General features: G+C 63.5%; 18 protein-coding genes. 14 read left to right on the top strand and 4 right to left on the bottom strand.

What is annotated here, in order from left to right; translation table 11 throughout:
- Positions 1-89 precede the first annotated feature (89 nt).
- Positions 90-1,283, bottom strand: a complete 1,194-nt coding sequence (locus ACFVSI_RS08210; protein WP_387821791.1) for a CynX/NimT family MFS transporter — start codon at positions 1,281-1,283, stop codon at positions 90-92.
- Between the two features lie 85 nt (positions 1,284-1,368).
- Positions 1,369-2,586 carry an ROK family transcriptional regulator gene (locus tag ACFVSI_RS08205; RefSeq protein WP_387821788.1) on the bottom strand — a complete coding sequence of 406 codons (1,218 nt, stop codon included), beginning with the start codon at positions 2,584-2,586 and terminating at the stop codon, positions 1,369-1,371.
- A 182-nt stretch (positions 2,587-2,768) separates the two neighbouring features.
- On the opposite strand from ACFVSI_RS08205, the gene ACFVSI_RS08200 reads away from it, so the two are divergent.
- The 10 genes from ACFVSI_RS08200 to ACFVSI_RS08155 all read left to right on the top strand — a co-directional run bounded on the left by ACFVSI_RS08200 (position 2,769) and on the right by ACFVSI_RS08155 (position 12,631).
- Positions 2,769-3,509, top strand: coding sequence for a sugar phosphate isomerase/epimerase family protein (locus ACFVSI_RS08200; protein ID WP_387821785.1), 741 nt, complete (start codon positions 2,769-2,771; stop codon positions 3,507-3,509).
- Positions 3,506-4,648, top strand: a complete 1,143-nt coding sequence (locus ACFVSI_RS08195; RefSeq protein WP_387821782.1) for a Gfo/Idh/MocA family protein — start codon at positions 3,506-3,508, stop codon at positions 4,646-4,648. The genes ACFVSI_RS08200 and ACFVSI_RS08195 overlap by 4 nt, the downstream gene beginning before the upstream one ends.
- 64 nt (positions 4,649-4,712) lie before the next feature.
- Complete coding sequence (locus ACFVSI_RS08190; protein ID WP_387821779.1) at positions 4,713-6,038, top strand: ABC transporter substrate-binding protein; 1,326 nt, start codon at positions 4,713-4,715, stop codon at positions 6,036-6,038.
- Positions 6,039-6,100: 62 nt separating this feature from the next.
- Entirely contained in the window at positions 6,101-7,108 is a 1,008-nt protein-coding gene (locus ACFVSI_RS08185) for a carbohydrate ABC transporter permease (RefSeq protein WP_144661484.1), read from the top strand.
- Positions 7,101-7,940, top strand: coding sequence for a carbohydrate ABC transporter permease (locus ACFVSI_RS08180; protein WP_377547119.1), 840 nt, complete (start codon positions 7,101-7,103; stop codon positions 7,938-7,940). Before ACFVSI_RS08185 ends, ACFVSI_RS08180 begins: the two co-directional genes overlap by 8 nt.
- A 60-nt stretch (positions 7,941-8,000) precedes the next feature.
- Positions 8,001-9,203: a Gfo/Idh/MocA family protein gene (locus ACFVSI_RS08175; protein WP_387821774.1), complete on the top strand. Its 1,203-nt coding sequence runs from the start codon at positions 8,001-8,003 to the stop codon at positions 9,201-9,203.
- Positions 9,204-9,205: 2 nt separating this feature from the next.
- A complete protein-coding gene (locus ACFVSI_RS08170) occupies positions 9,206-10,207 on the top strand; it encodes a sugar phosphate isomerase/epimerase family protein (protein ID WP_387821771.1) in 1,002 nt (333 codons plus the stop codon).
- Positions 10,208-10,217: 10 nt separating this feature from the next.
- Positions 10,218-11,117, top strand: a complete 900-nt coding sequence (locus tag ACFVSI_RS08165; RefSeq protein WP_387821770.1) for a TolB family protein — start codon at positions 10,218-10,220, stop codon at positions 11,115-11,117.
- Positions 11,107-12,153 carry a Gfo/Idh/MocA family protein gene (locus ACFVSI_RS08160; RefSeq protein ID WP_387821767.1) on the top strand — a complete coding sequence of 349 codons (1,047 nt, stop codon included), beginning with the start codon at positions 11,107-11,109 and terminating at the stop codon, positions 12,151-12,153. Before ACFVSI_RS08165 ends, ACFVSI_RS08160 begins: the two co-directional genes overlap by 11 nt.
- The gene (locus ACFVSI_RS08155) at positions 12,146-12,631 is read left to right on the top strand and encodes a heme-degrading domain-containing protein (protein ID WP_387821764.1); all 486 of its coding nucleotides are present in this window, start codon (positions 12,146-12,148) and stop codon (positions 12,629-12,631) included. The genes ACFVSI_RS08160 and ACFVSI_RS08155 overlap by 8 nt, the downstream gene beginning before the upstream one ends.
- On the opposite strand, the gene ACFVSI_RS08150 is transcribed toward ACFVSI_RS08155, so the two are convergent.
- Both ACFVSI_RS08150 and ACFVSI_RS08145 read right to left on the bottom strand, forming a co-directional pair.
- The gene (locus ACFVSI_RS08150; protein ID WP_387821761.1) at positions 12,618-13,286 is read right to left on the bottom strand and encodes a response regulator; all 669 of its coding nucleotides are present in this window, start codon (positions 13,284-13,286) and stop codon (positions 12,618-12,620) included. The two genes, ACFVSI_RS08155 and ACFVSI_RS08150, sit on opposite strands and share 14 nt — an antisense overlap.
- On the bottom strand, positions 13,283-14,881 hold the full coding sequence (locus ACFVSI_RS08145) for an ATP-binding protein (RefSeq protein ID WP_387821758.1): 1,599 nt from the start codon (positions 14,879-14,881) through the stop codon (positions 13,283-13,285). Before ACFVSI_RS08145 ends, ACFVSI_RS08150 begins: the two co-directional genes overlap by 4 nt.
- 257 nt (positions 14,882-15,138) lie before the next feature.
- On the opposite strand from ACFVSI_RS08145, the gene ACFVSI_RS08140 reads away from it, so the two are divergent.
- From ACFVSI_RS08140 to ACFVSI_RS08125, 4 genes are read left to right on the top strand one after another with little or no spacing between them, the layout of a single operon-like run.
- Positions 15,139-16,149 (top strand): Bug family tripartite tricarboxylate transporter substrate binding protein, encoded by a 1,011-nt coding sequence (locus ACFVSI_RS08140; RefSeq protein WP_387821756.1) that lies wholly within the window; start codon positions 15,139-15,141, stop codon positions 16,147-16,149.
- Complete coding sequence (locus tag ACFVSI_RS08135) at positions 16,146-16,649, top strand: tripartite tricarboxylate transporter TctB family protein (protein ID WP_387821754.1); 504 nt, start codon at positions 16,146-16,148, stop codon at positions 16,647-16,649. The genes ACFVSI_RS08140 and ACFVSI_RS08135 overlap by 4 nt, the downstream gene beginning before the upstream one ends.
- On the top strand, positions 16,649-18,235 hold the full coding sequence (locus ACFVSI_RS08130) for a tripartite tricarboxylate transporter permease (RefSeq protein WP_387821752.1): 1,587 nt from the start codon (positions 16,649-16,651) through the stop codon (positions 18,233-18,235). Before ACFVSI_RS08135 ends, ACFVSI_RS08130 begins: the two co-directional genes overlap by 1 nt.
- The gene (locus ACFVSI_RS08125; protein ID WP_387821749.1) at positions 18,232-18,624 is read left to right on the top strand and encodes a universal stress protein; all 393 of its coding nucleotides are present in this window, start codon (positions 18,232-18,234) and stop codon (positions 18,622-18,624) included. The genes ACFVSI_RS08130 and ACFVSI_RS08125 overlap by 4 nt, the downstream gene beginning before the upstream one ends.
- Positions 18,625-18,717: the final 93 nt, after the last annotated feature.

The raw sequence follows: 18,717 nt of genomic DNA, 5'->3' as shown, positions 1-18,717 counted from the left end.
CAACCACCCAACTAGGGGACAGCAAACGCTCCACTGAGCGCTCAATGGAGCGTTTGCTGTCCCCCAGTTGGGTTTAAGCCGGGACGGGTTTAGGCCTGGCGGGATACCCAGCGCACGGACAACGTGGTGCACACACAGAACGCGAGCACCGAGCCCAGGATCACGAACAAGGGCACGGTCCAGCCATCGGTCACACTGTGGACGTAGCCAACAATCGTCGGCGCCAGCGCAGCGAAGCAGTAACCCACACCCTGCACCACGGCGGACATCTTCCCTGCCGCGGCCTGGGAACGGGCGAACTGGATGATGGCAATGAAGATCACCGTAATCCCGCCGCCCTGCGCAATCCCACCGAGGGAAGACCACAGCCACCACCACGACGGCGCCAGCAACAAACCAACGGGCACCGTCAGCCACGACGCGCTCAAGGTGGCCGCGACCGCCGTCGTACTGCTGAAGCGGGCCAGGAGCGGCACGCCCAAGCCGCCCACGATCGCGAATATCTGGAACAGCGAGGAACCTGCGCCTGCTTGGGCAGTGTCCATCGCGAGTTCGTCGGACAGGAAACTCGGAAGCCACGCGGTGACGCCGTAGTAGGAAAACGCCTGACCCGCGAATCCGAGGGTCAAGCCTGCAGTCAGCCATCCAACACCGGCGACGCGCCCCGAACCGGACGGCGCGGAGGATACGACGGCGGCAGGCACTAAAGCGCGCCTCGCACCTACCGTGGGGATCCAGAACAGGATGGCCGCCAGCGCCAGCACCGCGCTTGCAGCCAAGGAAAGCCGCCAGCCCACCAGTTCAGCCAACGGTGCTGTGGCCACCGAGGTGAGGAACGATCCGATGTTCAGTGCCGCCGTATAGACGCCCATCGCAGTCGCTTGCCGCCTCGGAGCGAAGTCCCGCCGGATGATCAACGGAACTGCGATGTTGCCAATGGTGATGGCCACGCCAATGACCACCGTGCCTGCCATCACCAGCGCGCCGCCACCGACGGAACGGATCACCACACCAGCCAGCACGCCCAGCAAGGTGAGCATCACCGCGAACTCGGCGCCCAGACGGCGTCCGGCCAAGGATGCCAGCGGTGAGGCAAGGGAGAAACAAAGCACAGGGATGCCGGTCAGCAATCCAAGTTCCACCGGCGAAAAGCCCAGATCCTGCCGGAGCAGATCCACCACGGGCGCTACAGCCACAAACGGCCCGCGCATGTTCAAGGCAATCAGCCCAATGCAGGCCAGCAGCAACCAGCCCCTGGGAACTTTGGCGAGGAACTGGTTCATGGTGCGGGTCGAAGAATGGCAGGAAACGTTTTCATCAGATTCATTGCTATCACGCCTGCGCGCCCCCACCAGCATCCATGAAGGATCAACCCGTAGCTTGGAGCGTGGCCTCGATCACCGCGGGCGAGAGGACGTACCGGGTCACCATCTGGCTGGCGCCCAGAATGGCGGAGCGGTCCCCGGCCATCGAAATGCCGATGCGAAGATGCGTGGTTGCCAGTGGCAGCGAACGCCGGTAGACCACCTCGCGGATGCCGGCCACCAAGTGCTCGCCAGCCTCTCCCACACTGCCGCCAATGATGATCATGGAGGGGTTCAGCAGGTTGACCACGGTGGCCAGGACGTCCCCAACGTCGCGGCCCGCCTGCCGCAGCGCCTGGATGGCCTGTAGATTTCCCGCGCCCACCAGGCGCAGCACATCGGCGCCGTTGCTGGCTTCCAGCCCTTGCGTTCGGAGTTGGTGCGCGACGGCGGGACCTGACGCGAGCGCCTCAAGGCATCCGTAGTTGCCGCAGCGGCAAAGGACGTCGTCTCCGCGTGGAACCCGGACGTGGCCGAGGTCGCCGGCGGTGCCGTTGGCGCCGCGCTGCAACTCCCCGCTGCTGATAATGCCCGCGCCAATGCCCGTGGCCACCTTGATGAAGAGGAAATTGTCGTGGTCCGGCCAGAACGCAGTCCGCTCCCCCAGCGCCATGATGTTGACGTCGTTGTCCACCAACACGGGAACAGGAAGCGAGCGCTGGACGTAAGTGACGACGTCGAACCCGTCCCATCCCGGCATGATCGGCGGCTTCACGGGCCGCCCGGTGTCGTGTTCCACGGGGCCCGGAAGTCCGATGCCCATGCCCGCAAGGTCGCCCGGCTCCCGACCGGCTTCGGCCAGGAGCTCGCGGCCCGCGGACACCACACGGTTCAGGACCACCTCGGGACCGTCGGCTACTTCCTGCTTCAGCCGCCGCTCCGCAAGGACGCTGCCGCCGAGGTCAGTGACGGCAACAATCATGTGGGTCGCTCCGACGTCGACCGCCAGTACCACCCGCGCGGCAGGGTTGAAGGCAAAGCGCGACGGCGGCCTGCCGCCACTGGAGCTTGCCTCACCGGCCGGGCCGACCAGGCCGGAATTGATGAGGGCGTCGATGCGGGAGGCGACGGTGGAGCGGGCCAATCCCGTGGTGAGGGCCAGCTCGGCGCGGGTCCGGGCCTGGCCGTCGCGGAGAAGTTGGAAGAGATCACCAGCGCGCGACAAATTGCCGGCCTCTAAGACCGGGGCGTTTCCGGCGTCGTTCGCGGGTGCTGGAGTCATGCACTTAGTGAAGCACGATTGCTTATGCGTGTCATGCAATAAAAGTTTGTCGGCCATATTTCAACTTTTGCTTGACCGCCGTCAAAAGTCCCCCTAGGTTGTGATGAGCAGCACATCACGACCGCAGATGGTGGTTATCACCCCGGCCGATCCGCACTCACCCACAATGACGAGGAGAGACAGTGTCATATTCGATCCAGCTCTACACGGTCCGAAAGGCCTTGGAAGAGGATCTTGCTGGAACCATCCAGCGTTTGGCAGAAATTGGTTTCACGATGGTGGAGCCGTACCGCTTTGTGGCCAAGGCCGCTGAGCTGAAGCAGGCATTGGCAGAGAACAACCTCACCGCCCCCTCCGGCCACGCTCCCTTGCTGAGTGATGACCAGGACGCAATCTTCGCCGCTGCACAGCAGTTGGGCATCGGCACTGTCATCGACCCGCACGTTCCCATTGAGCGCTGGAACAGCATCGAAGACATCAAAGAAACCGCCAACCAGCTCAACGCAGCTGCCGCCAAGGGTGCGGAGTACGGCGTCCGCGTCGGCTACCACAACCACTGGTGGGAAGTTGAGTCGGTCATTGACGGGAAAACCGCCATCGAGCACCTCGCCGACCACTTGGCACCTGAGGTCGTTCTGGAGCTCGACACCTACTGGGCAGCCGTTGGTGGCCAGAACCCGGCTGAACTCCTGGCTCGCCTCGGTGACCGGGTGAAGTTCATCCACATCAAGGACGGCCCGGTCACCTCGGATCCCTCCCAGCAGTTGGCTGTGGGCGACGGCAAGATGCCCGTCTGGGAGGTTCTTGACGCAGCAGGTTCGCTGGAGGCCGGCGTCGTCGAGCTTGACGACTTCGAGGGCGACATGTTCGAAGCCGTCCGCGACAGCTACAACTACCTCAGCGCTGGAAAGGTCAACGCATGAGCCACGCAACAGGAGCATCCTTCGGCCCGGTGGGTTCCGGCCCGGTCGGAATCGGCATTATCGGCGCCGGTGTCATCAGCAAGCAGTACCTGGATAACCTCACCAGCTTCCCGGACGTCAAAGTAGTAGCCATTGGCGACCTGTTCGAAGAAGCGGCAGCCGCGCGCGCTGCTGAGTACGGGATTGCAAAGCACGGCGGGGTGGACGCCGTCCTGAGCGACCCCGACGTCGAAATCGTCGTCAACCTTACCATTCCGGCCGCCCACGTTGAAGTAGCTACCCAAGCGGTCAACGCCGGAAAACACGTCTGGAGCGAGAAGCCCTTCTCCCTGGACCGCGAAAGCGGACTTGGCCTGCTTAAGGTCGCTGATGCTGCAGGTGTACGCCTGGGATGCGCGCCGGACACCTTCCTCGGCGCCGGGCTCCAGACGGCCCGCCGCATGATCGAGCGCGGAGACATCGGCACCCCGCTGACCGCCCTGACGCTTATGCAGTCCCCAGGTCCTGAGTCCTGGCACCCCAACCCCGCCTTCCTCTTCCAGGACGGCGCCGGGCCGCTGTTCGACATCGGCCCGTACTACCTGACCACGCTGGTTCAGACCTTTGGCAGCATCCGCCGGGTTGCCGCTTTCGGTTCGAAGTCCCGCGAGACCCGGGTCATTGGTTCCGGCCCCAAGGCAGGCGAAGTCTTCGACGTCACCGTTCCCACGCACGTCAGCTCCATCCTTGAGTTCGAAGGTGGCGAGTCCGCGCAGAGCATCTTCAGCTTCGATTCGCCGCTCAAGCGGGCAGGGTTTGTCGAAATCACGGGAACGGACGCCACCATCGCGCTTCCGGACCCCAACATGTTCGACGGCGACATCAGGATCTGCGCGCTGGGTTCCGACGATTGGACCACCGTTCCGTCAGTGGGCTCAACCGCGAGCCGGGGCGCCGGCGTCCTTGAAATGGCACGCGCCATCCGCGAAGGCCGTCCGCACCGTGCACAGGGCGAGTTGGCCTTCCACGTCCTGGACACGATGGCCTCCATCGCGGAGTCGATCGACAACCGGGCCTTCGTGGATGTCGAAAGCTCCGCTGACAAGGTTCCCGCCCTCCCCGAGGACTGGGACCCCACCGCAGCAACTCTCTCCGCCTGATCAACAGCAAGCACCAGCCCCAATCAACATAGCCCCAGCTCGACGACGAGAAATCGGAGCAATAATGAAGAACCCCCTGAAAGTCCTTTCGGCATTCGCCGCCACCGCCGCCCTGGCCCTGAGCATGAGCGGCTGCGGTGGAGGCGATACTCCGCAGGCCTCCAGCGACACCATCACGTACTGGGCCTCCGACCAGGGCAACAGCCTTGACGACACCGCGGCCAAGTTGAAGCCCACCCTTGACCGCTTCACCGAGAAGACAGGCGTCAAGGTCAAGCTGGAAGTCATCGGCTGGACCGACCTCTACAACCGCATTCTTACAGCAGTAACCAGTGGGGACGGTCCCGACGTATTGAACATCGGCAACACCTGGGCTGTGACGCTGCAGGAAACGGGAGCCTTTGAGCCCGTGGAAGGCGAACTCCTCAACGCCGTTGGCGGCAAGGACCGCTTCCTGCAGACCAGCTGGTCAACAGGTGGCGCCGAAGGCAAGACGCCGACGTCGGTCCCCCTGTATGGCTTGGCCTACAACCTGTACTACAACACCAAGATGTTCAAGGAAGCCGGCATTGAAAAGGCGCCGGTCACCTGGGACGAGTTCGTGGCCGACGCCAAGAAGTTGACCAAGGACGTCGACGGCGACGGCAAGCCGGACCAGTGGGGCTTCACCGCAGCCGGAGCTTCAGTTTCGGCCAACTCGCACCAGGCGTTTGTCCGGGGCCTCCAGAACGGCGGCACGCTCTTTGACAAGGACGGCAAGCCGACGTTCGACAGCGATCCCCAGGTCCAGGGCGTCAAGCAGTTCGTTGACCTGATGGCTGTGGACAAGGTGATGTCGCCCTCCGACGCCGAGCTGAGCCAAGGCAGCCAGAAGGTGGACAACCTCATCAACGGCAAGGCAGCCATGATGTTTGACCAGAGCCCCTTGAAGAACTTCGCAGCACGTGACTTCAAGGACTGGGGCGTTGCCGCCATCCCGATGATGACCGCCGATGCAACGGGCGACCGCGCCACCCAGAGCCACGTGGCGGGTATCAACCTGAGTGTGTTCAAGAACAGCAAGAACAAAGCAAACGCCATCAAGCTCGCTGCCTTCCTGACAAGTGACGAGGAGCAGGTAGCCCTGAACAAGGCCTACTCTTCCCTGCCTGTGGTCAGCGCGGCTTCCAAGGACGCTGCATTCCAGACCGAAGAGGTCAAGGCCAAGAACGAAGCCTTGTCCAACCACTCCCTGCCGATGCCGCTGATCGCCAAAGAAGGACAGATGGAGACCCTGACGGGTACTGCGATCAAGAACCTCTTTGCCAAGGCAGCAACCGGAACTGTTTCCGAAGACGACATCAAGGCGGCTCTCAAGGACGCCAATAACCAGATGGCCGCGGCCCAGTAACCATGCCCTGAGGGTGGAGGCGCCACAGCTTGTGGCGTCTCCACTCCGGCAAAGGAGTTTCCATGTCACATTCAGCGCTGGACAGCGGAAAAGCCGCTGCGGGCAGCACAACGGCCGCCCATCCTGAGCCCGACGGGCCCACCCCTTCGACGCCGATCCGCAAACGGCGCCGGTCCTTCCTTCCCTACGGCCTGATCGCTCCGGCCGCCATCCTCGAACTCCTCATCCACATCGGCCCCATGCTCCTGGGTGTGTGGATCGCGTTCATTTCCCTGACGCAGCTCAACCTCACCAACTGGCTCAACGCCCCGTTCGTGGGCCTGCAGAACTTCATCAACGGCCTCAACCCGGAGAGCACCATCGGGCAGGCCTTCTTCAGCACGGTCGGCCGCACCCTGCTTTACACCATCCTCGTGGTGGGCTTTTCTTGGGTACTGGGCATGGCCGGAGCCGTCTTCCTTTCCTCGAACTTCAAGGGCCGCGCCCTCCTGCGGACCTTCTTCCTGGTTCCATACGCACTTCCCGCCTACGTCGGAACCATCGCGTGGGCCTTCATGTTCAACCAGCGCGACGGTGCGGTTAACCAGATCCTGGTGGACACCCTTCATCTGTTCGGTGACCACCGCCCCTTCTGGCTCCTTGGCGAGAACTCGTTCGGAGCCATGGTGGTAGTCAATGTCTGGCAGCTGTGGCCTTTCGCTTTCCTCATGCTGATGGCGGCACTGCAGAACGTTCCGAACGATGTCTACGAGGCAGCAGCCATTGACGGCGCCACCCTGTGGCAGCAGTTCCGGACCATTACCCTGCCCATGGTCCGCCCGGCCAACGGAGTGCTGTTGATGGTGATGTCCCTGTGGACGTTCAACCAGTTCAACATTCCTTTCGTCCTGTTCGGTGCCACTTCCCCCAAGGAAGCCACCCTCATTTCCCCCTTGATCTACCAAAACTCATTTGGCAGCTGGAACTTCGGCCTCGGCGGAGCAATGAGTGTTCTCCTGCTGATCGCCCTGTTCATCGCTTCTGTCTTCTACATCCGCATGGTGCTGCCAAAGGGAGCCGACAATGATTGAGACCCGCAACTTCCGGATCCTGAGGAACGTGGTCCTGACCATCCTCTCCATCTGGGTCGCAGTACCGCTCTTCGTGGTGGTTTCGACATCGATCAAGCCGTTGAAGGACGTCGCCGGACTGTTCCAGTGGATTCCGCGCGAAATCACCCTGGCTCCCTATTTTGATATCTGGACCACGGTTCCGTTGGCAAAGTACTTCCAGAACAGCCTCATCATCACCATTGCTGCCACGGCGTGCTCCGTAACGGTCGCTGTTCTGGCCGCGTACGCGATCGCAAGGTTGCCGTTCAAGGGCAAGCGCATATTCAGCCTTACAGTCCTGTCCACCCAGATGTTCCCGGGCATCCTGTTCCTGCTGCCGCTCTACCTGATCTTCACCCAGATCCGGAACATCACCGGCCTTCAGCTGCAGGGTTCCTACCTCGGCCTGATCATCACCTACATGACGTTCACGTTGCCGTTCGCCATCTGGATGCTGAGCGGGTACTTCGCATCCATTCCCAAGGAGTTGGAGGAAGCCTCCATGATTGACGGCACGGGACGCATGGGCGCACTCTTCCGCGTCATCCTCCCGGTCGCCAAGCCGGGAATCATCGCTGTGGCGGTCTACTCATTCATCTCGGCGTGGGGTGAAGTGCTGTTTGCCTCGGTCCTTACCAATGAGTCCACCAAGACTCTGTCCCTTGGCTTGAAGGCTTATGCCAGCGAATCGGATGTGTTCTGGAACCAGCTCATGGCCGCCTCCGTGGTAGTCAGCCTGCCGGTCCTCATCGGATTCATCCTCGTCCAGAGGCACCTTGTCGCCGGCCTTTCAGCGGGCGCAGTCAAGTAGCTGCCGAGCACATCACGCCTCCGGGCACTGTCCACCGGACCCTTATTTAGGAGCATCACAATGAACACGGCGCAGACGCCCGCACTGTCGAAGGACAGCACAGACCGCCCCCTGGGCGTGGCCGCCATCGGTTACGCCTTTATGGGGAAGGCCCATTCGAATGCGTGGCGGAACGTGGCCAGTTTCTTCGACGTCCCGGCCTTCGAGCAGAAAGTGCTCGTGGGCCGGGACGCCAGCCAGGTGGCCGAAGCCGCCGCCAAGTACGGATGGTCCGAATCGGCCACCGACTGGCGTGAAGTCGTCGAGCGCGAGGACATCGACATCATCGATATCTGCGCACCCGGTTGGATGCACGCCGAGATCGCCATCGCCGCCCTTGAGGCCGGCAAACATGTCCTGGTGGAGAAGCCGCTGGCCAACACACTGGGTGAAGCAGAGCTCATGACCGCCGCCGCTGCCAAAGCCCGCAAACGTGGCGTCCAGTCCATGATCGGCTTCAACTACCGCCGGGTTCCCGCCCTCGCCCTTGCCCGCGAGTTGATTGCCGAGGGTCGCCTCGGCACCGTGCGCCATATCCGCGCCGCCTACCTGCAGGACTGGCTCTCCGACGCAGAATCCCCCATGACCTGGCGGCTCCGGAAGGAAACCGCGGGCTCCGGCGCGTTGGGCGACATCGCCTCGCACGCCATCGACCAGGTCCTCTACCTCCTCGGCGATGCCGTCACCGAGGTCTCGGGCCGCCTGCAGACCTTCGTTGACCGTCGCCCTGGCGACGCGGGGCTGGAAGAAGTAACGGTCGACGACGCCGCTTGGGCCACGCTGACCCTCGCCTCCGGAGCAATCGCCTCAGTGGAAGTCAGCCGCGTGGCCACCGGCCGGAAGAACTCCCTCACCCTCGAGATCTACGGCGACAAGGGCACCATCCTCTTCGACCTCGAGGCGTTGAACGAGCTCGGCTTCCTGGACTCGACAGTTCCGGTGCGGGAGCAGGGCTTCCGCCGGATCCTGGTCAACGAGCCCGGGCACCCGTACCTTGAAGCATGGTGGCCGCAAGGGCACATCATCGGCTGGGAACACACCTTCACGCACCAGATCCGCGACTTCCTGACCGCCATCCGCGACGGAAGCCAGCCGTCGCCGTCGTTCGAGGAGGGCCTGAACGTCCAGCACATCCTGGCCGCCGTCGAAGAGTCGGCGGCCGCCAAAAGCTCACTGATCCAACTGTCCCCCAAGCCAATCAACACCGCTATCGAAGGAGCCTGACCATGCCCCGCCCGTACACCCTGTTCACCGGCCAGTGGGCCGACCTCCCGTTCGAGGAAGTCGCCAAGCTCGCCTCGGGCTGGGGCTACGACGGCCTGGAAATCGCCGTCTCCGGAGACCACCTGGACGCCTGGCGCTGGGACGAGCCCGGCTATGTCGAGTCCAAGCTTGCCGTTTTGGAGAAGTACAACCTCAAAGTCTGGGCCATCTCCAACCACCTCAAGGGCCAGGCCGTCTGTGATGACCCGATCGACTTCCGCCATGAAGCAATCGTCGGTTCCAAAGTGTGGGGCGACGGCGACCCCGAAGGCGTCCGCCAGCGCGCCGCCGAGGAAATGAAGCACACTGCCCGCCTTGCCAAGGCGCTCGGCGTGGACACCGTTGTCGGGTTCACCGGTTCCTCGATCTGGCAGTACGTGGCCATGTTCCCGCCGGTCCCCGAGAAGGTCATCGAAGCCGGCTACCAGGACTTCGCCGACCGCTGGAACCCCATCCTGGACGTCTTCGACGAATGCGGGGTCCGCTTCGCCCACGAAGTCCACCCGAGCGAGATTGCCTACGACTACTGGACCACGGTCCGCACGCTTGAGGCTATCGGCCACCGCGAAGCCTTCGGCCTGAACTGGGACCCCTCCCACATGATGTGGCAGGGCATCGATCCCGTCTCCTTCATTTGGGACTTCAAGGACCGGATTTACCACGTGGACTGCAAGGACACCAAGGTCCGCCAGACCGGTCGCAACACGGTTCTCGGCTCGCACCTGGCCTGGGGCGATCCCCGCCGCGGCTGGGACTTCGTCTCCGCCGGACGCGGCGACGTGCCCTGGGAAGCCTCCTTCCGTGCACTCACCGCCATTGGCTACAACGGACCCATCTCCGTCGAATGGGAAGACGCCGGCATGGACCGCCTCCACGGCGCCCCCGAAGCCCTCGCCGCGCTGAAGAAGTTCGACTTCCCCGCCTCCCAGACCAGTTTCGACGCCGCCTTCAGCAGCAAAGACTAAGGACACACACGTGATCCGCACCTTGCAAACGGGACAGCGCTGCGAGGTGCGGATCGCGTCGGTCTCCAGCCGCAGCGAACTCCTTTACAGCACCGGGGATATCCTTCTTGAAGCCCCCAACTGGACCCTGGACGGTCAGTCCCTGATCCTGAACGGGGACGGAAGGCTCTGGAAGCTGGACGCGCATTCCGCCGAGCTGACGGAAATCCAGCTCACGGGCATCCCGGACCTCAACAATGACCACGTCCTCGATCCCGGTGGCGACGACATCTTCCTCTCCGCCAACGACGGCCACATCTACCGCGCACCGCTCAAGGGCGGCAGGGCGGAGCGCATCACCAAGGACGACGGCGCCCTCCACTTCCTCCATGGCGTAAGCCCGGACGGCAAAGAACTCGCCTACGTGGGCATCGAAGCCGGTGACTTTACGCGGCCCGGTCGCCTCATGGTCATGGCGTCCGACGGCGGTGCTGCCGCCCCCATCGACGTCGGTCCCGGCCACTGCGACGGGCCGGAGTACTCTCCCGACGGTGATTGGCTGTACCTGAACTCCGAATCCTTCAGCACGGCCAAGGGCCACGCACAACTCGCCCGGATCCGCCCGGACGGCAGCGGTTTCGAGCAGCTGCTCCAGTCCGAGTCAGTTGACTGGTTCCCCCATCTTTCCCCCGACGGTCGCTATGCCAGTTACCTCCGGTTCCCCCGCGGGACCGTAGGCCACCCCGCCGACTTGCCCGTCGACGTCGTGCTTGTTTCGACCGAAAACTGGGCCGCCCCGCTCAGGACGTGGCCACTTTCCGGCGGTCAGGGTACCCTCAACGTCAACAGCTGGTCGCCGGATTCCGCGTGCTTTGCGTTTGTGGCGTACCCCGTTACCGATCCGGCAAAGGACCAACCACGTGACGCTTAGCAATGGGACATCCGAGGGCACCATCCGTTGGGGGATCCTCGGCACCGGATTCATCGCCGGACTGCAAACGCGGGACCTGAAGGACAACGGATTCACTGTGCAGGCCGTTGGTTCGCGTTCCTTGGACACCAGCCGGGCCTTCGCGGAAGAGTATGCGGTGGCCGCGGCGCACGGCAGCTATGAAGAGCTGGTGGCAGACCCCCTGGTGGACGTGGTCTACATCGCCACGCCACACCCCATGCACCGCGCCAACGCGCTCCTGGCGCTCAACGCGGGCAAGCACGTGCTGGTGGAGAAGTCGTTCACGATGAATGCCCGCGAAGCCCAGGAAATCGTTGACCTCGCTGCTTCCAAAGGGCTCGTCGCGCTGGAAGCCATGTGGACGCGTTTCCTTCCCCACATGGTCAAGATCCGCGAAATCATCGCCGCCGGGACCATCGGCGAGGTCCGGAAAGTCATCGCCAGCCACAACCAGAGCCTGCCCAAAGATCCCGCGCACCGCCTCAACGATCCCGCCCTGGGCGGCGGCGCGCTGCTGGACCTTGGTATCTACCCCATCTCCTTCGCGTTCGACATCCTGGGCGCACCGTCCGCCATCCACGCCAGCGCGTCAATGACCGCCACCGGAGTTGACCGCCAAACGGCGGCGATTTTCGATTACGACGGCGGTGCGCAGGCTTTGGTGGATTGCGAACTGGACGCGGCCAGCGCCAACCGTGCCCTGGTGATCGGCACCGAGGGGTGGATCGACATCGAGCACACTTGGTACAACCCCGTTCCATTCACGGTTCACGCAGTGGATGGCGGCGTTGTGGAGCGGTACGAGCAGCCAGTGAACAGCCGGGGAATGCAATACCAAGCCGCGGAATTGGAACGCCTGGTCCGCGAAGGTTCCGCCGCGGGAACCATCTTGCCCCCAGGCGAGAGCGTGGCCATCATGGCAGCCATGGATGAAATAAGGCGACAGATCGGGCTGCGCTACGAGGCGGACGCTGTCTCGGAAGACTCTCTCCGGTCGGGAGATGACAATGACTGAATCCCCGCGCCTCACTGAACTCCGCCGGCAAGAAGAAGAGCTGGTCTTCGCTTCGTTTGACCACCACGACGCTTGGCGGCTCGGTTCGTTGATCGCCAACCATGCCATCGCTTCGGAGTTTGGTGTGGCCATCGACATCCGCCGGCACAACATCGTGCTCTTCCGCTGCGTCCTGCCCGGTGCTACGTCCGACCAGGAAGAGTGGATCCGCCGGAAATCCGCTTCCGTGCTGCGTTTTGAGCACAGCACCGCTTTGCTTTCCGAGGAATTCGCGGCCCGGGGCCACAGCCCGGTGGGTGGAGGTTGGCTGGCCCACGAGGACTACACGTTGGCGGGTGGATCCTTCCCTCTCCGCGTGCGTGGTGCAGGGGTGATCGGGGCTGTGACGGTGTCCGGTCTGAGCTCCGACGAGGATCATCAGCTCGTGGTGGACGGGATCCGGAGCTACCTGAAGACGGTGGGGGTCAGCGCCCCTTGAGCACGTACCGCCTCTCGGGACGCCCGACGCCGTACTTAAGTCTCACGTCCAGCGCGCCTTCGTCATGGAGGTACTCCAGGTAGCGGCGGGCACTGACCCGGGAGGTACCCAACTGTTCGGCGACCTCCGCTGCGGAAAGGTCACCCGGCGCTGATTTCAACGCGGACTCGACCAGTTCCAGTGTCTCCACACTGCACCCCTTGGGCAGCGAGCGCTCTGAGACGCTCAGGCCGAAAACCTTGTTGACATCGGACTGCTCGGCCTGGCGTTTCGAGGCATCCAAACCTTGATACGCGCTGAGGTAATGCTCCAACCGCTCCTGGAGATCGGACTGGGAGAACGGCTTGATCAGGTAATGGACAATCCCGCCGCGAAGGGCTTTGCGCACCGTCTCCACCTCGCGCGCAGCACTGATCACCAACACGTCCAGGTCCGGGGCGACATTGCGCAGTTGATGCATGAGCTCCAGCCCGTTGATGTCCGGGAGATGGATATCCAGCAGCACAAGATCGGGCTGCAGCCGCTGTGTTTCTGCCAATGCCTGGGCGCCTGTATGGGCAACGCCCACCACCCCGAACCCGGGGCTCCGCTGGATGAAGCCGGCATGAACCTTGGCCACCATGAAGTCATCATCGACAATCAGGACCTTGATCACTGTCGTATTGCCCCTTTGCTCATTTCCGTACTGTGCTTGCTGAATCGCGCGGTGAACACCGCACCGGGATCGTTTGCCACCGTCAGGTCGCCACCGCTGCGCCGGCAGATAACCCGGGACAGCGCAAGGCCGAAGCCCCTGGCATCTCCGGGTCCCGGTTCCTTGGTGGAATAGCCCTGCTGGAAGATATCCTCAGCAGATTCAGAAGGCACTCCGGGCCCGTTGTCCTGGACGGTCACCACCACGTCGTCAGGCGAGTCCACCACCAGCACGCGGACCGATGCCCCCGGAAGGCCGGTGACGGCGTCGAACGCGTTATCCACCAGGTTGCCGACCACTGTGGTGATGTCCCGCGAAAGTTCATCGTTGACGCGCGGAAGCGCGGACTGCGGATCCAGCTTCAGCTCGACGCCGCGTTCAGTGGCCAGGCTGGCCTTCGCGATCAGCAGGGCGGCGAGCGCCGGGTCCTCGATCCGGCGGGTCACGTCGTCGTTGAGCCGAGTGCGTTCAACCGTGGCGCCGTTGACGAACTGCACCACGGAATCGTACTCGCCGATCTGGATCAGGCCGGAGATGACGTGGAGTTGGTTGGCGAACTCGTGGGCCTGCGCGCGCAAGGTATCGGTGACTGTGCGGGTGGCACCGAGTTCGCTCTCGAGGGAGGACAACTCGGTGCGGTCCCGCAGGGTGGTCACCGAACCGATGTCCCGCCCGCGTGAATGGAGGGCCACGCGGTTCATCACCACCAGCCGTTCGCCGACCAGCACCAGCTGGTCAGGATCCGACTGTTCGCGGGTCAGCACCACCTTCAGTGCCGGATCTACAGGCAAGGTTCGCAGCTTCTTACCAACGCAGTCGTCGGGCAATCCGAGCAATTGGCGGGCACTCTGGTTGGCGACGGTGATCCGTTCGTGGGGATCCAATGCCACCACGCCTTCTTTCAGGCCTTGCAGCATGGCTTCCCGGTTCTCCACCAGCCCGGTGATTTCCCGTGGTTCCATGCCGAGGGTCTGCCGTTTCACCCGCCGGGACAGGAGCAGGGACCCAGCAACTCCCAGGACACTGGCCACGCCGAGGTAGGTGAGGAGGTTGGGGACGGCGTCGCCCAGTCTTTCCAAAGCGGAAGGGTAGTTGCGGCTGATCGAGGCTATGCCGATCACTTCTCCGGCGTCGTCAATCACCGGCACATGGGCGGAGAGGACTTCCCCGGTGCTTCCCTTGAGGACGCCCGTCCAGGCCCGTCCTTCCATTACCCTGCTCTCACCCAGCGGCAAGGGCCGGCCAATCAACCCAGGGTCCGAGGCCGTGATGACGGTTCCGTCCAGTTTTGCCAGGGCCACATGCGCTGAACCCGATACTGTCCTCACGGATTCGGCGACGGCGGGAAGCGCCGAACCGCCGCGCGGCTCGGCGGTGGGGAGCAAGGCGCGTACCGTGGGGTTGTTGCCCAGGGCCTCGGCAGCGGACAGTGCCCTGCGGCCCTCGGTGCGTTCAAAGGCGGCGGCAGACTGTGCCAGCGAGATGGCCACCACCGCCACCAGGACGGCAAGGACAATCAGCAACTGCAGCACAAGGTACTGCCCGGCAAGGGACATGCCTCTTCTTCGAGCCAGTCGAGTCACTGAATTTCCTTTGGTGGTGCCAGAGAGTGGAGCATGCTGGGGGCGCTCCGCGTGGCGTACCGGAACTATACCCCAGAGCCGCAGGGGACCTTCCACCACCGTGAACGCAATGAACTTAAAGATCACTGCGAACACAAGAGTAACCACCGTCACACCCGCCCCTAGCATCAATGCACAGGGCACAACGTTGATCGCCCTGCACAGAACTCAACACTGAGAAGAGGAACACCATGCGCCAGATCCGCGCATTGCGAGTCGCCGCCGTCGCCGCCGGCCTCGCCCTGATGGCCACCGGTTGCGGTGCCACGGGCAAGAGCTCCACAAGTTCTGAAAGCTCCGGCGCTGCCGCCGGCCCCATCACCGGCCTCCAGATCATGGTTCCGAACACTCCCGGTGGCGGCTACGACACCACCGCCCGGGCAGCGGCCAAGGTGCTGGACGACGAAAAAATCGCCAACAACACCGAGGTCTTCAATCTTGCGGGTGCTGGCGGCACTGTGGGCCTGGCACGCGTGGTGAATGAGAAGGGCAACGGCGACCTCGCCATGCTGATGGGCCTGGGCGTCGTCGGCGCCAGCTACACCAACAAGTCCCAGTCGAAGCTGACGGATACCACCCCCTTGGCCAAGCTCATTGAAGAGCCCGGGGCCATCATGGTCAGCAAGGACTCCCCCTACAAGACCATCGACGACCTCGTGAAAGCCTGGAAGGCCAACCCGGCGTCCATCTCCGTAGGTGGAGGGTCCTCCCCCGGTGGACCGGACCACCTCCTGCCGATGCAGCTTGCCGGTGCTGTCGGCATCGACGCTACCAAGGTCAACTTTGTCTCCTACGACGGCGGCGGCGATCTCCTCCCCGCCATCCTCGGCAACAAGCTGGGGTTTGCCGCATCCGGTGCCGGTGAGTACCTGGAGCAGATCAAGTCCGGTGAAGTCCGGGTCCTGGCCACCAGTGGCGAGAAGCGGCTTGACGGCGTGGATGCCCCGACGCTCAAGGAATCCAACATCGACCTCGTGTTCAGCAACTGGCGCGGCATCGTGGCCCCTCCGGGCATCAGCGACGCCGACAAGAAGTCGCTGATCGCCGCACTGGAGAAGATGCACGCATCTGAGGGGTGGAAGCAAGCGTTGAAGACGCACAGCTGGACCGACGCCTTTGTCACTGGCGACGAGTTCAAGACCTTCCTGACTGACCAGGACAAGCGGGTGGCAGACGTACTCACCAAGCTTGGTTTGGCGTGAGCTCTCCAGCAACAGGCTTGAAAGGCCGCGCCGAGCTGGGGGTCGCCCTCCTGCTCGGCGTGGTCGGCGTCCTTGTCTTCCTGGATGCCAACGGCCTGGTAACCCCGTACTCGAAATCGGATCCGGTGGGTCCCAAAACGGTCCCCTTCATCGTTGCCGGAATGCTCCTCGTCTGCGCCGTGATGCTTGCCATCAACGTTCTCCGCGGCGGCAAGGGCGAAGCCGAAGAAGGCGAAGATGTGGACCTGACCCACCCTGCGGACTGGAAGACCATCCTTCCGCTCGCCGGCGCGTTTCTGTTGAACATCCTGCTCATCGACTGGGCCGGCTGGGTCATCTCAGGCACCATCCTGTTCTGGGGCAGCGTCCTTGCCCTTGGCAGCCGCCGGTACATCCGCGACGGAATCATCTCCGTGGCACTTTCCCTGCTCACCTTCTACGGCTTCTACCTCGGCCTCGGCATTGCTTTGCCGGCCGGGCTCCTGGAAGGAATCCTCTGATGGACGTCTGGTCCTCCTTGATGGACGGTTTCTCCACCGCCCTGACTCCCATGAACCTGATGTACGCCATGATCGGCGTCATCCTGGGCACCGCCGTCGGCGTCCTCCCCGGGCTGGGCCCGGCCATGACCGTGGCACTGCTCCTCCCCGTCACTTATGCCCTCGAGCCCACCAGCGCGTTCATCATGTTCGCCGGTATCTACTACGGCGGCATGTACGGCGGGTCCACCACGTCCATCCTGCTCAACACCCCCGGTGAATCGTCGTCGGTGGTGACGGCAATCGAAGGCAACAAGATGGCCAAGGCGGGCCGCGCCGCCCAAGCGCTCGCGACGGCGGCCATCGGCTCGTTCGTGGCGGGCACCATCGGCACCACCCTCCTTGCCGTCTGCGCACCGATCGTCGTGAAGTTCGCCGTCAGCCTCGGCTCCCCCAGCTACTTCGCCATCATGATGCTCGCGCTCCTGGCCGTCACTGCCGTTCTGGGCAAGTCACGACTTCGTGGTTTCGCCTCCTTGGGCCTCGGTTTGGCTATCGGCCTGGTGGGCCTGGATTCTGTGACCGGTCAAAGCCGCCTCACGTTCGGCATTCCGCTGTTGTCTGACGGACTGGACATTGTTGTGGTGGCCGTGGCCATCTTCGCCGTGGGCGAGGCACTCTGGGTAGCCGCCCATTTGCGCCGCAACCCGTTGCACATCATTCCCGTCGGCCGTCCGTGGATGGGCAAGAAGGACTGGCAGCGTTCCTGGAAGCCGTGGCTTCGCGGTACCGTCTTCGGTTTCCCCTTTGGGGCCTTGCCCGCCGGCGGTGCCGAGATCCCCACCTTCCTCTCCTACGTCACCGAAAAGCGCCTCAGCAAGCACCCTGAAGAGTTCGGCCACGGAGCCATCGAAGGCGTGGCAGGTCCGGAAGCGGCGAACAACGCTGCTGCTGCCGGCACCCTCACCCCCATGCTGGCGCTCGGCCTTCCGACCAATGCCACGGCCGCGGTGATGCTCGCAGCGTTCACGTCCTACGGCATCCAGCCCGGCCCCCAGCTCTTCTCAAGCCAGGGACCGCTGGTGTGGGCACTGATCGCGAGCCTCTTCATCGGCAACCTGTTGCTCCTCCTGATCAACCTGCCCCTGGCGCCGATGTGGGCCAAGTTGCTGCAACTGCCCCGACCGTACCTGTACGCAGGCATCCTGTTCTTCGCCACGTTGGGTGCCTACTCCGTGAACCTCCAGGCGTTCGACCTGGTGATCCTGCTGGTCCTGGGCGCGTTGGGCTTCATGATGCGCCGGTTCGGACTCCCCGTCCTGCCGCTGATCCTCGGTGTGATTCTGGGCCCGCGTTTGGAAGGCCAGCTCCGCAAAACCCTTCAGCTCAGCGCCGGTGACCCGGCAGGGCTCTTCAGCGAGCCGATCGCCGTCGGAATTTACGTCATCATCGGCATCATCCTGGCCTGGCCGCTGGTGTTCAAGCTCATCCGGCGGAACCGTCCGGCGCCAGTGCTCACCGTACCGTCAGGTCCGAACAGCCATGCAGAGCCCGAATCAATCCACCACGAGACCACCCCGGTCCAGCACAAACAGGAGAAACCATGACCATCGTGGTGGGATACGTCCCCACACCAGAGGGCGAAGCTGCGTTGACGCAGGCGATCGCCGAGGCCAAGAAGAGCAACGACACACTGCTGGTCATCAACTCGTCCAAGGGCGATGCCCTGGTGGATAACCGTTTCGCCCAGGAGCCGGAAATACAGAGCATCGAGGACAGGCTGGCCGAACACGGCATCCAGCACATCATCAAGCAACCCATCCGCGGCCATGACGCAGCGGCCGAGGTACTGGATGCTGCCGAGGAGCACGACGCCGGCCTGATCGTCATCGGCCTTCGCCGCCGCAGCCCGGTGGGCAAGCTCATCATGGGCAGCGTCTCCCAGCGCATCCTCCTGGAGGCGGACTGCCCGGTCCTTGCGGTCAAGGCCGACTAGGAGTTTTCGTACAGCTAATGCCCTTAAGACGCGTTCTTAGGGGCATTGGCTGTACAAAAACTCACGACGGCGGCTGGTCACTTAGGTGACCAG

The organism is Paenarthrobacter sp. NPDC057981 (assembly GCF_042886835.1).
Taxonomy (GTDB): domain Bacteria; phylum Actinomycetota; class Actinomycetes; order Actinomycetales; family Micrococcaceae; genus Arthrobacter.
Note: the sequence above shows the minus strand (reverse complement) of the source record. Positions and strands in the feature narration are given on the sequence as shown.